Source organism: Trueperaceae bacterium (assembly GCA_031581195.1).
GTDB lineage: Bacteria > Deinococcota > Deinococci > Deinococcales > Trueperaceae > SLSQ01.
Window position 1 is genome coordinate 1 of record JAVLCF010000069.1, and the last position, 13,702, is coordinate 13,702.

Sequence of the window (13,702 nt, forward strand, 5' to 3'; positions counted from 1 at the left end):
GGCCGGCCCCGCCGCCGCCGCGACCGCCGCGACCGGGACGCCGGCGGCGGGTCGCCGCGTCGCGGTCCTCGGGGCGGGGGACATGGGCGCCCGCCACGCCGCGCACTGGGCGGCGGCCGGCGCGAAGGTCGTCGTCGTGGCCGACGCCGACGCGGAGCGCGCGGCGGCGCTCGCCGCGACGCACGGCGCGGAGCCGAGCGACGACCCCGTCGCGGCCGCGGCGCGCGCCGACGTCGACGTCGTGTCGGTGTGCCTCCCGACGTTCCTGCATGCCGGCGTGACGGTCGCGGCGCTCGAGGGGGGCGCGGACGTCCTCAGCGAGAAGCCGGTGTCGCTCACGTTGCGCGACGCCGACGCGATGGCGGCCGCCGCGCGGGCGACGGGCCGGACGCTGCGGGTCGGCTTCATGCGCCGCTTCGATCCGTTGTGGCGCCGCGTCGAGCAGGACGCCGCGCGCGTGGGGGTGCCCGTCATGGCGCAAGCGACGCTGGCGGCGGGCGTCCGCCCGAAGTTGTTGATGCACGACGCGTACGCGAACGGGGGGCCGGTCATCGACATGGCGTGCCACCTGTTCGACCGCTGGGAGCGGGTGTTCGGGACGCCGCCGTTGCGGGTCCGCGCCAGCGGGCACACGTTCGCGGCGGGCAAGGCCGAGGTGGCGGCCATCGAGCACGTCGCGCTGGACACCGTGCAGGTGGACCTCGACTACGGGGCGGCGGGGTCGGCGCAACTGCAGTTGTCGTGGGGCCTGCCCGCGGGCGTGCCGGCGACCGAACGCCACACGTACGTCGGTCCCGACGGCGTCCTGGACGTCGACGAGGACGGCGCGACGTTGCGGCGGGGGCCGGAGGCGACGACGTACGCCGCCAGCGACGTCGACCCGTGGCGGGAGGAGATCTTCGCGTTCGCCCGCGAGCTCGCGGGCGAGGGTCCGCAGGGGGTCGCGGACGTCGCGGCGGGGGTGCGCGCGTTGCGCGCCTCGTTAGCGGTGCTGGAGGCGGTCCGTTCCGGTCGCGCGGTGGACCCCGCGATGCTGCAGCCGGAGACGGAGGCGGCGTGAGCGGGGGGACGGCCGGCGGCGTGCGGGTGGGGTTGGTCGGGGCGGGCCGTTGGGCGGGCCTGCACCGCGAGGCGTTGCGGCGGCTGGGGAGCGACGCGGCGGCGGTGCTGGTGTCGAGCGACGCCAGCGTCCGCCGCGTCGAGAGCGAGTGGGGCGTGCCGGCGTCGAGCGACGCCGACGCGTTCTTCGAACGCGATCTGGACGCCGTGATCATCGCGAGCCCGAACCACCTGCACGCGCCGCAGGCGATCCGGGCGTTGCGGGCGGGCCTGCACGTGCTTCTGGAGAAGCCGATGGCGCTGACGGTCGAGGACGCCGACGCGGTCCGCGCCGAAGCGGACGCCGCGGGGCGCGTCCTGGCGCTCGGGCACGAGATCCGCGCGTTCGCGTGGGCGGCGGAGGCGAAACGCCTGCTGGACGCCGGCGCGCTCGGGACGCCGCGCTACGTGGGGATCGACCTGTGGCGGCGGCCGTACCGGGCGGGGGCGGGGGGCTGGAAGGCGGATCCGGCGAAGGTCGGCAGTTCGATCCTCGAGGAACCGATCCACTACCTCGACCTCGCGACCTGGTGGTTGGGGCCGGCGGACGCCCTGCAGGCGTTCGCGACGAGTCGGGCGGGGCGCGAGGGCGCGTGGGAGAACCTCGACGTGCGGCTGTGGATGGGGTCGGCGCAGGCCAGCGTCACGCGCAGCATCGCGGCGTGGGGGCACCGCGTCGACGTGCGGATCGTGGGGGACGCCGGCGCGTACCGCGCGTCGTGGGCGGGCGCCTTCGACGCCGATCCCGCCCCCCGCGTGGAGGGGTGGTTGCACCGCGGCGAGGATCGCGACGCGCCGCCCGAAGCGCTGGACCTGCCGGCTGCGACGGGGCACGCCTTCGACCTGCCGACGCAGACCGAGGCGTTCCTCGCCGCGGTCCGGGGCGACGGGGCGCCGATCGCGACCGGCGTGGACGGCGTCGAGGCGGTCCGGACGAGTTTGGCGGCGCAACGCTCGCTCGAGGCGGGCGAAGCGCGGCTGGACCTGCGCACCTGACGCGTCGGTCGTCGTGGGTGCGCGTCAGCGGCGGGAGGTGCGGGGGTCGAGCAGGTCGCGGAGGCCGTCGCCGAGGAAGTTGAAGCCGAGGACCGACACCATGATCGCGAGGCCGGGGAAGATCCCCATCCACGGGGCCTGCCGCAGGAAGCCGCGGCCCTCCGACAACATGCGACCCCAGCTCGGGTCGGGGGGTTGCGTCCCGAGCCCGAAGAACGACAGGGCGGCTTCGGCGAGGATGGCGAAGGCGAGGCTGAGCGACGTCTGGACGAGGATCGGCCCGACGGCGTTCGGCAGCACGTGCCGGAGCATCACGCGGTCGCCGCGCGCCCCGAGGGCGCGGGCGGAGGTGACGTACTCGCGACCGCGGACGGAGAGGACCGCGCCGCGCGTCACGCGCGCGAAGATGGGGACGTACACGATCGCGATCGCGATCATGGCGTTGCCGACGCCGCGCCCCAGGACCGCCATGACGGTGATCGCGAGCAGGACGGCGGGGAAGGCGAACAGGACGTCCATGAGGCGCATCACGACCTCGTCGATCCACCCGCCGAGGTAGCCGGCGGCGAGCCCGAGCGCGATGCCGACCGTGCCGCTGAGGCCGACGGCGATGAAGGCGACCTGCAGCGAGACGCGGGCGCCGTACAGGATGCGGCTGAAGACGTCGCGACCGAAGTCGTCGGTGCCGAACGGGTGCGCGAGGCTGGGCGGCGCGAAGCGCGCCCCGAAATCCATCGCCAGGGGGTCGTACGGCGCGACGGCGCGCCCGAACAGGGCGGCGAACACGAGCAGCGCGACCAGGGCGGCGCCGGTCATCGCCAGGCGGTGGCGGGCGAAGCGTCGCAGCGCGTCGCGCCACGGTGGGCGGGAGGGGGCGGTGGGGCCGGCGTCGCGGGGGGCGGTCGTCATCAGGCGACCTCGACGCTGGGGTCGAGCAGGACGTAGGACAGGTCGGTCAGGAGGTTGACGACGGTGAAGGCGACGGCGGCCATCAACACCGACGCCTGCAGGACCGGGTAGTCGCGTTGCAGGGTGGCGTTGAGGGCCAACTGACCGAGGCCGGGCCACGCGAAGATGATCTCGATCACGACGATGCTCGACAGCAGCGTCGCCATCTGCAGGCCGATGATCGTGACGATGCTGATTGCGGCGTTGCGCAGCACGTGCTTCGTCAGGACGCGGCGGGCCGCGACGCCCTTCGCGCGGGCGGTGCGGACGTAGTCCATGCCGAGCACCTCGAGCAGGGCGCTGCGCACGAAGCGGGTCATGATCGAGCCGCTGATCAGGCCCGCCGTGAGGGCGGGGAGGACCAGGTGCGACGCCCACGCCCCGAGGCCGGCGGAGAGCGGCGCGTAGCCGGAGCTGGGGAGCCACCCGAGGGTCTCGGCGAACAGGAGGATGAACAGGATGCCCATCCAGAAGTCGGGGATCGAGACGCCGACCTGACTGAAGATCGAGGCGGCGAGGTCGCGTTTCCCGCCGGGCTTCAGCGCGGAGAGCAGACCGAGGGGGAGGGCGATGGCGAGGCCGACGACGAGCGCGGCGAACGCCAGCCCGACGGTGGCGGGGACGCGCCGCACGATCTCGTCGCGGATGGGGGTGCCCGTCACCATGCTGTCGCCGAAGTCGCCGCGCAGGACGATGCCGCCGGCCCAGTCGAGGTACTGCACGACGAGGGGGCGGTCCAGCCCCATGCGGGCCTCGAGGGCGGCGACCGCCTCGTCGGTGGCCTGCACGCCGAGGCGGACGCGGGCGGCGCTGCCGGGCAGGAGCGGTTGGACGCTGAACACGACGATCGACACCCCGAGCAGCACGAGGCCGAGGGTGGCGAGGCGGCGCAGCAGGTAGCGGATGGACATCGACGACCCTGGGGCCCGAAGGCCGAACGCGAGGGGGTGTGGGGACGGGTGCGGGGGGCGAGCGTGCGGGGGGTGAGCGCGCGGGGCCCGACGGCGTGGGGTGGGCCGCGGCCCACCCCACGCGCGGGCGTCAGTCGTTCAGCCAGGTCGTGACGAAGCGGATCGTCTGGTCGGCGCGGGCGGCGTAGCCCTCGACGGCGGGCCGGTAGGCCTGGACGTTGGCGGGGTTGTAGAGGTAGATGAACGGCGCGTCGCGGACGATCTCGCGGTTCACCTGTTCGTAGATCGCGTAGCGGGCGGCGAACTCGGTCTCGCCGCGGCCGCGCAGCAGCAGGTCGTCGAGCGTCTCGTTTTCGTACCCGGTGACGTTGAACGAGCCGTCGCTCTTGTGTTGCGCGTAGAAGAAGTCGTCGGGATCGAGCAGCACGAGCCAGGAGAGGATCAGCGTGTCGTAGCTGCCCTGCGCTTGGCGTTCGAGCCAATCGCCGAACTCGCGCGTGTCGATCGTGACGTCGATGCCGAGCGGCGCGAGTTGCGCCTGGATGACCTGCGCGGCGCGCACGTCCTGCGGGTAGGCGGTGGTCGCCATCAGGTCGATCGAGAAGCCGTCCGCGACGCCGGCCTCCTCGAGCAGCGCGCGGGCGGCGTCGAGGTCGCCGCCGTACGGCGCGTAGTCGATCGCCCACCGGCTGGTGGAGGGGATGGGGTCCTGCGTGGCGGTGCCGGTCCCGAAGGTGGCGGCTTCGGCGATCTGTTCGCGGTCGATCGCTTCGGCGATGGCGCGGCGGACGCGGACGTCGTCGAGCGGTTCGACCTCGGTGTTGAGGCCGACGTAGTGGTAGCTGGGGGCGGGGGTGGTGTCGATCACCACGTCGTCGCGCGCCTCGAGCTCCTCGATCGCTTGCAGCGGGACGCTGAGGCTCCAGTCGACGTCGCCGCTCACGAGCGCGCTGCGCTTGACGGATTCGTCGGGGATGACGTTCAGCTGCAGGGCGTCGAGGTACGGCAGGGGCGTGCCGTCCGCGTCGCTGCGCCAGTAGGCGTCGTTGCGTTCCAGCGTGATGCTCGTGCCGGGCTGGAAGTCGGTGATCACGAACGGGCCGGTGCCGATGGGGCCGCGCGCGTCGATGGAGCCGTCCTCGACCGATTCGCGGGCGATGATCCCGAACGGCGCGCCGCTCCCGAGTTTGGCGAGGAAGCCGGCGTTGGGGGCGTTCAGGGTGAAGCGCACCGTGTGGTCGCCGTCCGCCTCGATGCTCGCGACCTCCGAGAGGCGCCAGGCGTTGCCCGAGACGTCGGGGTCGAGCATGCGTTCGTACGTGTAGACGACGTCGTCGGCGGTGAGGGGGCGGCCGTTGGAGAACGTGACGTCGTCGCGGAGCTCGAAGGTCCACGTGAGGCCGTCGTCGCTCAGCGTCCAGGATTCGGCGAGGGCGGGGACGGGGTCGAGGTTCGCGTCGAGCTCGACGAGGGTGTCGAGGGTCTGCTGCAGCACCTGGAACGAGTTGTACGCCGTCGTGGTGTGCGGGTCGAGGCCGGGCGTGTCGCTCCAGGCGGCGGTGAGCGTCCCGCCGGGGGTTTGCGCGGTCGCGACGCCGAACGCCAGCGCGGCGACGAGGGCGAGGAGGAACGGTCGGAGGATGGTCATGAGGCACTCCCTACGGGGTCGGGAACGTCGTCCGGTTCGGGCTCCCCGGGGATCGCCCAGTCCCAGACGCTCTTCTTGATCTTCACGACGTGCACGGTCTCGCTGGACGTGATCCCCGGGTGGCCCAGCTCCTCGGTGAGGAACGCGTGGAGTTCCTCGACGTCGGCGTGGAGGGATTCGACGACCACGTTGTGGCTGCCGACGCCGATGGCGACGTAGCGCGCGGCGGGGTGGCGCGCGATGCGGTCGGTGACCTCCTCCACCAGACCGGGGTGGGCGCGGGCGTAGGTCGTCGCGACGACCGGCGTCCCGAGCGCGAGGGGGTCGGAGATCGCTTGGATCGTCATCCAGCCCTCCTCGAGCAGGCGTGCGACGCGTTTTCGGACCATGGATTCCGACACCCCGATGCGGCGCGCCACCTCGCGAAAGGCCATGCGGCCGTCCTCGCGGAGGAGGTCGACGATGGCACGGTCGGTCGGGTCGAGTTGGCGATACCAGGGGGTGCCCACGCGGATCCTCCGATCCTGCAACTCGTTGCAGCCTGCCGCGAGATTACTCGCGTCGCGTCCGAATCGTCAAGGAACCGGACGCAATGCGTCCGGTTCGGACCGCTACGGGGCGCGTCCCTTGCGCTCGGGGTCCCTCCCGGAGCGAGGTTGCCTCAGCGCGCCCCGGCGCGCGCGACGACGGCCGCCGCCAACGCCTCGCTCGCCGCCACCACCGGGACCGCCGCGTCGCCGTCGCGCAGCAGCAGCGGCACCTCGGTGCAGGCCGCCAGCAGCACCTCCGCGCCCGCCGCGACGCTCCGCGCGGCGAGGGCCCGCGCCGCGGCGCGCTCGGCCGCCCCGTACCGCCCGCCCTTCACCGCGTAGATCAGGTCCATCCACGCCGCCCGCTCGTCCTCCGGCGCGTCCACCACCGCCAGCCCCCGCCCCGCGAGGGCGCCGGGCACGTGCCCCGCCCGCCACGTCGACGTCGTCGCGATCACGCCGACCCGCCCCGCGGCAGGAGCGGCGGCGCGGACCGCGTCCGCGCTCGCCTCGACGGCGTCCACCCACGCGTCGCCGACCGCGGCGCGCAGCGGATCCGCGAAGGCGTGCGCCGTGACGCACGGCATGCACACGAGGTCCGCGCCGGCGTCGCGCAACGCCGCCCCCTTCGCCGCCAGGATCGGGGCGGGGGAGGGACCCTCCCCCGCCATCGCCGCGTTCCGGTCCGGAATCGCGGGGTCGGCGTCCACCAGCAGCCGCAGGTGCCCCTGCTCGGTCGCGGCCGGCGTCGCGGCGAGCACCGCCTCGCCGAACGCCCACGTCGCCGCGGGCCCCATCCCCCCGATCACCCCCACCGTGACGCGGGCCGGGTCGGCGGCGGGGATCACCCCGCGCGCACCTGCGCCGGGTAGGCGTGCAGGGCGGGACTTCCGCCCGTGTGCACGAACAGCACCCGGTCGTCCGCCGACCAGGTGCCCTCCCGCACCATCGCGATCAGGCCCGCGAGCGCCTTGCCGGTGTAGACCGGGTCGGCGAGGATCGCTTCGGTGCGCGCCAGCAACCGCACCGCCTCGCCCATCGCCTCGGTCGGCAGGCTGTAGCCGGGCCCCACCTGGTCGTCGCGCACCACGACCGCGTCGCGCGGGACCTCCCCCGCCCCGCCCGCCAGCGCGAACGTCTCGCTCGCGAGGCGGTGGATCTTCGCCTCCTGCGCCGCGCGCTCCGCGCGGACGCTGACGCCGGTCAGCGGCAGGTTCGCCGTCGCGCCGTGCAGGCCCGCCACCAGGCCGGCGTGCGTCCCGCCCGAGCCGCTGGCGGCGACGACGTGATCGAACGCCACGCCCCGCTCGAACGCCTGCTGCAGCGTCTCCTCGGCGCAGGCGACGTACCCGAGCGACCCGAGCGGCGTCGAGCCGCCCCCCGGGATCACGTACGGCGTGAAGCCCTCGGTGCGGGCGGCGTCCGCCATCGCCTCGAGGCCGGCGGCGAGGTCGCTGCCGGCGGGCACGACCTCGATCCGGTCGACGTCCATCAGGTCGAACAACAACGCGTTGCCGACCGCGTCCGCGGCGTACGTGCCCGGCACGCGCTCCTCGATCAACAGCCGCGTGCGCAGGCCCTCCACCGCCGCCGCCGCCGCCGTCAACCGGGCGTGGTTCGACTGCGGCGCCCCGGTCGTGATCACCAGGTCCGCCCCCTGCGCCCGCGCGTCGGCGATCAGGAACTCCAGCTTCCGCGTCTTGTTGCCACCCCCCGCGAGGCCGGTCGCGTCGTCGCGCTTGATCCAGATCTCCGGGCCGCCCAACGCGGCGGAGAAGCGGGGGAGGGGGTGCAGGGGCGTGCGCCCCTCGGTGTAGGTCCGGCGGGGGAAACGGGCGAGATGCACGGCGAGCCTCCTTCGCGCCGTTCGGCGCGGCGTGGGATGGCCCATCCTACGGCGCCGACGCGCGGTACGCTGCCCCCCGCGGCGCGCCCCGCGCGCCGGGAAGGGGGTGCCGCCGTGGCATCGCTCGAGTCGCCCGTCCCCCACGCGGCCCGCAATCCGGGCGTGCCGTTCGACGCCGCCTGGTTCGACGGCGTGCGCATCAACCGCAGCGCCACCGAACGCCGCGCCGCGAGCCTGCCCGCCCGCCGCGCCCTGAAGCGCGACGCGCAGGCCGCCTGGCTGCTGAAGGCCGTCACCCTGATCGACCTCACGACCCTCGCCGGCGACGACACCGCCGGCCGCGTCCGCCGCCTCGCGGCGAAGGCCCGCCGACCGGTCCGGACCGACGTCCTCGAGGCGCTCGGCATGGCGCACGCCGGCGTCACGACCGGCGCCGTCTGCGTCTACCCCACGATGGTGCCGCACGCCGTGGAGGCGCTCGGCGCGTCGGGCGTCCCGGTCGCGTCGGTCGCGTCGGGCTTCCCCGCCGGCCTCATGCCGATGCCGCAACGCGTGGCGGAGGTCGCCTGGGCGGTGCAGGCCGGCGCCCGCGAGATCGACGTCGTCATCACCCGCGAGCACGCCCTCACCGGCCGCTGGCGGGCGCTGTACGACGAGGTCGCGGAGCTCCGCGCCGCGGCGGGCGACGCGCACCTCAAGGTCATCCTCGCGACCGGCGAGCTCGGGACGCTGACGCGCGTCCACCGCGCCGCGATGGTCGCCATGATGGCCGGCGCCGACTTCGTCAAGACCAGCACCGGCAAGGAGAGCGTCAACGCCACCCTCGAGGTCGGTCTCGTGATGGCGCGCGCCGTCCGGGCGTACGAGGCCCGCACCGGGCACGCCGTCGGCTTCAAGCCGGCCGGCGGGATCCGCACCGCCAAGGCGGCGCTCGCCTGGATGGCGATGATCCACGACGAGTGGGGCCCAGGCGGCCTGACGCCGGAGCGCTTCCGGTTCGGGGCGTCGGGCCTCCTGACCGACGTCGAACGCCAACTCGAGCACCACGTCACCGGCCGCTACGCCGCGCGGCACCACCAGCCGCTCGCCTGATGCCCGCCACCGCCCCGGCCCTCCCCGAGCCGCCCACCCCCGAGGCCGCCGCCCTCCGCGCCGCGGCGCACGCCGCGGCGCGACGCCTGCCCCTCGACGCCGGCGACGGCGTCCGGGTGCGGCGCCTCGCGCCGGCCGACGCGCCGGCGCTCTTCGCCCGCATCGACGCCAGCCGTGCGCACCTCCGCGCCTGGCTCGACTGGGTCGACGCCACCCGCGCCCCGTCCGATACCGAGGCGTTCCTGCGCGCCTCCGCGGAGCGCTTCGAGGCGACCGGCGCCCTCGACGTCGGGCTCGAGCGCGACGGCGTCCTCGTCGGGATGATCGGCATGAACGCCGTCGACCCGGCGGCCCGCCGCGCCGAGATCGGCTACTGGCTCGCGGCGGACGCGACCGGGCGGGGCACCGTCACGCGCGCCCTCGGGGCGCTCGCGTCGCTGTGGTTCGGCCCGATGGGGCTCGCCCGCACCGAGATCCTCGTCCATCCGGACAACGCCGCCAGCCGCGCCGTCGCCGAACGCGCCGGGTACGCCCCCGTCGGCGTCCGCGCGGGTGGCGGCGTGCGCGACGGCGTGCCGTTCGACCTGCTCGTCTACGCCCGCACCGCCCCCGACGCCGCCGAGGAGGCCCCCCGTTGAGCCGCGTGAAGGAGATCTTCGAGACCATGACGTACGGACCCGCCCCCGAATCCGACGCGCCGGCGCGCGCGTGGCTCGACGCGCACGACCACCGCTTCGGGCACGCGATCCAGGGCGTCCTCGAGGCGCCCACCGGCCCGACGTTCGAGACGCGCAACCCCGCCCGCGAGGACGACGTCCTCGCCAGCGTCGCGCAGGGCACCCCCGAGGACGTCGACCGGGCGGTCGCCGCCGCGCGAGCCGCCTTCCCCGGCTGGGCGTCGCTGCGTCCCCACCAGCGCGCCCGGCACCTGTACGCCCTCGCCCGCCACGTCCAGAAGCACGCCCGCCTCCTGGCGGTCCTCGAGACGCTCGACAACGGCAAACCGATCCGCGAAAGCCGCGACGTCGACGTCCCCCTCGTCGCGCGGCACCTCTACCACCACGCCGGCTGGGCGGAGCTGCGCGACGAGGCGTTCCCCGGCACCGAGCCGTGGGGCGTCGCGGGCCAGGTCATCCCCTGGAACTTCCCGCTGTTGATGCTCGCCTGGAAGGTCGCGCCCGCCCTCGCGGCGGGCAACGTCGCCGTCGTCAAGCCGGCCGAGCACACCCCCCTCACCGCGCTCGCCTTCGCCGAGATCGCCCGCGAAGCGGGCCTCCCGCCCGGCGTCCTGAACGTCGTGACGGGGGACGGAGCGACCGGCGCGGCGCTCGTCGCGCACCCGGACGTCGACAAGGTCGCCTTCACCGGCAGCACCGAGGTGGGGCGCACCCTCCGCACCGCGACCGCCGGCAGCGGCAAGGGCCTGACGCTGGAGTTGGGCGGCAAGAGCCCGTTCGTCGTGTTCGAGGACGCCGACCTCGACGCCGCCGTCGAGGGCGTCGTCGACGCCATCTGGTTCAACCAGGGCGAGGTCTGCTGCGCCGGCAGCCGCCTGCTGGTGCAGGAGGGGATCGCCGACGACCTGCACGCCCGCCTCAAGCGGCGGATGGAGACCTTGCGGGTCGGCGACCCGCTCGACAAGGCGATCGACATGGGCGCCATCGTGGCGCCCGTGCAGCTCGAGCGGATCCGGGAGCTGTGCGCGATCGGGGAGGCGGAGGGCGCCACCTGTTGGCAGCCGACCTGGGCGAGCCCCGACGCCGGCCCGTTCTTCCCCCCGACGTTGTTCGAACGCGTCGACCCCGCCGCCACGATCGCGCGCGAGGAGATCTTCGGGCCGGTCCTCGTCACGACGACGTTCCGGACGCACGACGAGGCGGTCGCCCTCGCCAACGACGGACGGTACGGCCTCGCCGCCAGCGTCTGGACGCAGACCCTGGACCTGGCCCTCGACGTCGCCCCGAAGCTGGAGGCGGGGGTCGTGTGGGTCAACGCCACGAACCTGTTCGACGCCGCCGCGGGGTTCGGCGGCGTCCGCGCCTCCGGCTTCGGGCGCGAGGGCGGCGTGGAGGGCATGCACGCCTACCTGGTGCCCCGCCGCGAGCGGGCCCGCCCCCCCTACGAGGCGGACGCCTTCGCGCCCGACCCCACGCCGTCGGTCGGGACCGGCCCGACCGATCCGGACGGGGTGGCGGGGGGGCCGCCCCTCGACCGCACCGCGAAGCTGTACGTCGGCGGGCGACAGGTGCGGCCCGACGGGGGCGGCAGCTACCCGGTCGTCGCGCACGACGCGCGGCACGTCGGCGAGGCGGCGCTCGCCAACCGCAAGGACGTCCGCAACGCCGTCGAGGCCGCCCACGCCGACCGGGCGTGGGCGCGGGCGACGGGGCACGCCCGCGCGCAGGTGCTGTACTACCTGGCGGAGAACCTCGAGGCGCGCGAGGCGGCGTTCACCGACCGGCTGCGGGACCTGACCGGCGCGTCGGAGGCCGACGCGCGGCACGAGGTGCGCGCGTCGGTCGAGCGCATCTTCCGCTACGCCGCGCACGCCGACAAGCTCGACGGCGCGGTGCACGGCGTGCCGATGCGCACCGTGACGCTGGCGATGAAGGAACCGCACGGGGTGGTCGGCGTCGTGGCGCCGGACGAGGCGCCGTTGCTGGCGCTCGTGAGCCTCGTGGCGCCGCTCCTGGCGTTCGGCAACCGCGTGATCGCGGTGCCCTCCCCCCGCTGGCCGCTGCCGGCGACCGACCTGTACCAGGTGCTCGAGGCCAGCGATCTGCCGGGCGGCGCGCTGCAGTTGCTCACGGGCCCGCGCGACGCCCTCGCGCAGGTGCTGGCCGACCACGACGACGTCGCGGCGGTCTGGTACGTCGGGTCGGCCGCGGGCGGCACGGAGGTCGAGCGGCGGGCGGCGGGCAACCTGAAGGTCACCTGGACGAACGACGCGCGGCGGATCGATTGGTTCGACGCCGAGGACGCCGCCGGCCCCCGCTGGCTGGAGCGCGCCCACCGCGTCAAGAACGTCTGGGTGCCCTACGGCGCCTGAGGCGGATCCCCCGACGCCGCGTCGGGGTCGGCCATCGCGCGGGCCGGCCCCCGGAGGGTGGCGGGCCCGCGCGCGCCGTCGAACGACGCGCGCAGCGCCCGCTCCGGGCCGTCCCGGACGGAGGTGCGCGGGTCGTCGAGCCCGAGGGCGCGTAGCCACGCCCGGAGGCGGGGCGCGTCGGGCGTCGTCACCTCGAGGTCGCGCAGCGTCGCGGCGACCGGCAGGCGGGTCGCCGGGTGGGGCGTGTCGCCCCAGTGGATGAAGAACGGGGCGGCGGTCTCGCCGTCCGGTGCGGCGAACGTCAGGGTCCAGGCGAGGCGCTCCCCGGCGGGCGTGCGGCGTTCCATCGCCACCGTCGTCGCGGGCGTGCCGAGCGCGTCGAGGCGACGCGCGAGGGCGTCCGGCGCGTCGGTCGCCACGCACCACGCCACCAGGGCGGGCGCGTCGAGCCCGGCGAGCGCCCGCGCGAACGGCCCGCCGTCGGGTTGGGTCGGGTCGGGCGCGACCGCCTCCAGGTAGGCCCCCTCCGCGAGACCCACCAGCGCGTTGTGCGTCCCGAAGCCGGCGTGCCGCCCGCCGTCCACCGGCGTCCCCCCGAGGTGCGTGGCGACGTGCGCGCGGGCGGACGCCAGGTCGGGCCCCGCGACGAGCAGGTGGTCGAGGCGCAGCGTCACGGGCTTTCCGGCGGGCCGGGCCGGGAGGCGGAGACGTCGCGTTCGGTGGCGGTGAACCCGATGCGGGCGTAGAGGCGGTCGGCGGCGCTGCCGGCGTCCCCGACGATCACGAGGCGTTCCGCGCCCCAGTGGCGGGCGGCGTGCCGCGCGGCGTCGCGCAGCAAGGCCGCGGCGAGCCCGCGACGCCGGTAGGCCGCCCGGACGTGCACGAACTGGTAGCGGGCGAGGCCGTCGCGGACGTACAGCCCGAGGCTTCCGGCGGGCGCGCCCGCCCACCGCGCGAGGAACCAGCCGCCCCGCAGGTCGGGGTGGGCGCCGTCCGCGAGGCGGCGGAGGAAGGCGGTGCGCTCGGCGAGGAAGGCGAGGTACGCCGCGCGCGACTCGCCGGGCGGCCCCTCGTCCGCCTGCAGGTCGCGGACCGCGGCCCAGTCCGCGTCGCGGGTGACGGGGTGGAGCGTGACGGCCTCGGGAAGGTCGGGGTGGGCGCCCTCCGTGGCGGCGAGGGCGTCGGGTGGGGCGCTGCGCACGACGTTGCGGGCGACCTCGTAGCCCGCGTCGGTCCACGCGCCGAGGTCGCCCTCCGCGCCGGCGGGGTCGTCGATCAGGACCGTGACGTGCCGGACGTCGGGGAGGTCGGCGAAGGCCGCGGCGAAGCGCGCTTCGATCGCGGCGCGCTCCCCGGCCCGCGGGGCGCGGGGCAGGACGAGGGCGTTGCCGTAGCGGAACAGGGGTTCGTCGGGCGTGCGGAGCGCCACCGCGTCCCCGAGGTCGCGGACCTCGCCGACGAACCAGGCGTCGGTGCGGGGGGACAGGCCACGGAGCGTCGTCACGCGCCTAGGGTACGCCGCCGGAGCGGGGGCTGGGATGGATGCGCGTCGGGGGGCGCGTCGGTGAGGGGGTGGAACGATGG

At 75.5% G+C, this 13,702-nt stretch carries 13 protein-coding genes; 5 read left to right on the forward strand and 8 right to left on the reverse strand.

Features of this window, described 5'->3' with window-relative positions:
- Positions 1-1,060, forward strand: a 1,060-nt coding sequence (locus RI554_07580; GenBank protein ID MDR9391873.1) for a Gfo/Idh/MocA family oxidoreductase, incomplete at its 5' end; no start/stop codon positions are given.
- Positions 1,057-2,094 (forward strand): Gfo/Idh/MocA family oxidoreductase, encoded by a 1,038-nt coding sequence (locus tag RI554_07585; protein ID MDR9391874.1) that lies wholly within the window; start codon positions 1,057-1,059, stop codon positions 2,092-2,094. The genes RI554_07580 and RI554_07585, both read left to right, overlap by 4 nt.
- Before the next feature lie 24 nt (positions 2,095-2,118).
- Here RI554_07585 and RI554_07590 read toward each other — a convergent pair whose 3' ends face one another.
- The 6 genes from RI554_07590 to RI554_07615 all read right to left on the reverse strand — a co-directional run bounded on the left by RI554_07590 (position 2,119) and on the right by RI554_07615 (position 7,977).
- On the reverse strand, positions 2,119-3,003 hold the full coding sequence (locus RI554_07590) for an ABC transporter permease (GenBank protein ID MDR9391875.1): 885 nt from the start codon (positions 3,001-3,003) through the stop codon (positions 2,119-2,121).
- Entirely contained in the window at positions 3,003-3,953 is a 951-nt protein-coding gene (locus tag RI554_07595; protein ID MDR9391876.1) for an ABC transporter permease, read from the reverse strand. The genes RI554_07590 and RI554_07595 overlap by 1 nt, the downstream gene beginning before the upstream one ends.
- A gap of 130 nt (positions 3,954-4,083) precedes the next feature.
- Complete coding sequence (locus tag RI554_07600; protein MDR9391877.1) at positions 4,084-5,601, reverse strand: ABC transporter substrate-binding protein; 1,518 nt, start codon at positions 5,599-5,601, stop codon at positions 4,084-4,086.
- Positions 5,598-6,110 carry an Lrp/AsnC family transcriptional regulator gene (locus tag RI554_07605; GenBank protein MDR9391878.1) on the reverse strand — a complete coding sequence of 171 codons (513 nt, stop codon included), beginning with the start codon at positions 6,108-6,110 and terminating at the stop codon, positions 5,598-5,600. Before RI554_07605 ends, RI554_07600 begins: the two co-directional genes overlap by 4 nt.
- A 152-nt stretch (positions 6,111-6,262) precedes the next feature.
- The gene (locus RI554_07610; GenBank protein ID MDR9391879.1) at positions 6,263-6,979 is read right to left on the reverse strand and encodes an amino acid racemase; all 717 of its coding nucleotides are present in this window, start codon (positions 6,977-6,979) and stop codon (positions 6,263-6,265) included.
- On the reverse strand, positions 6,976-7,977 hold the full coding sequence (locus RI554_07615) for a D-cysteine desulfhydrase (GenBank protein ID MDR9391880.1): 1,002 nt from the start codon (positions 7,975-7,977) through the stop codon (positions 6,976-6,978). The genes RI554_07610 and RI554_07615 overlap by 4 nt, the downstream gene beginning before the upstream one ends.
- Positions 7,978-8,091: 114 nt before the next feature.
- On the opposite strand from RI554_07615, the gene deoC reads away from it, so the two are divergent.
- The 3 genes from deoC to RI554_07630 are packed head-to-tail and all read left to right on the forward strand — an operon-like array spanning position 8,092 to position 12,118.
- On the forward strand, positions 8,092-9,069 hold the full coding sequence (gene deoC / locus RI554_07620) for a deoxyribose-phosphate aldolase (protein ID MDR9391881.1): 978 nt from the start codon (positions 8,092-8,094) through the stop codon (positions 9,067-9,069).
- Positions 9,069-9,707, forward strand: coding sequence for a GNAT family protein (locus RI554_07625; GenBank protein ID MDR9391882.1), 639 nt, complete (start codon positions 9,069-9,071; stop codon positions 9,705-9,707). Before deoC ends, RI554_07625 begins: the two co-directional genes overlap by 1 nt.
- A 5-nt stretch (positions 9,708-9,712) precedes the next feature.
- Positions 9,713-12,118, forward strand: coding sequence for an aldehyde dehydrogenase family protein (locus tag RI554_07630; GenBank protein MDR9391883.1), 2,406 nt, complete (start codon positions 9,713-9,715; stop codon positions 12,116-12,118).
- Here RI554_07630 and RI554_07635 read toward each other — a convergent pair.
- Both RI554_07635 and RI554_07640 read right to left on the reverse strand, forming a co-directional pair.
- Positions 12,106-12,792 carry a VOC family protein gene (locus RI554_07635; GenBank protein MDR9391884.1) on the reverse strand — a complete coding sequence of 229 codons (687 nt, stop codon included), beginning with the start codon at positions 12,790-12,792 and terminating at the stop codon, positions 12,106-12,108. The two genes, RI554_07630 and RI554_07635, sit on opposite strands and share 13 nt — an antisense overlap.
- Positions 12,789-13,622, reverse strand: coding sequence for a GNAT family N-acetyltransferase (locus RI554_07640; protein MDR9391885.1), 834 nt, complete (start codon positions 13,620-13,622; stop codon positions 12,789-12,791). Before RI554_07640 ends, RI554_07635 begins: the two co-directional genes overlap by 4 nt.
- Positions 13,623-13,702: the final 80 nt, after the last annotated feature.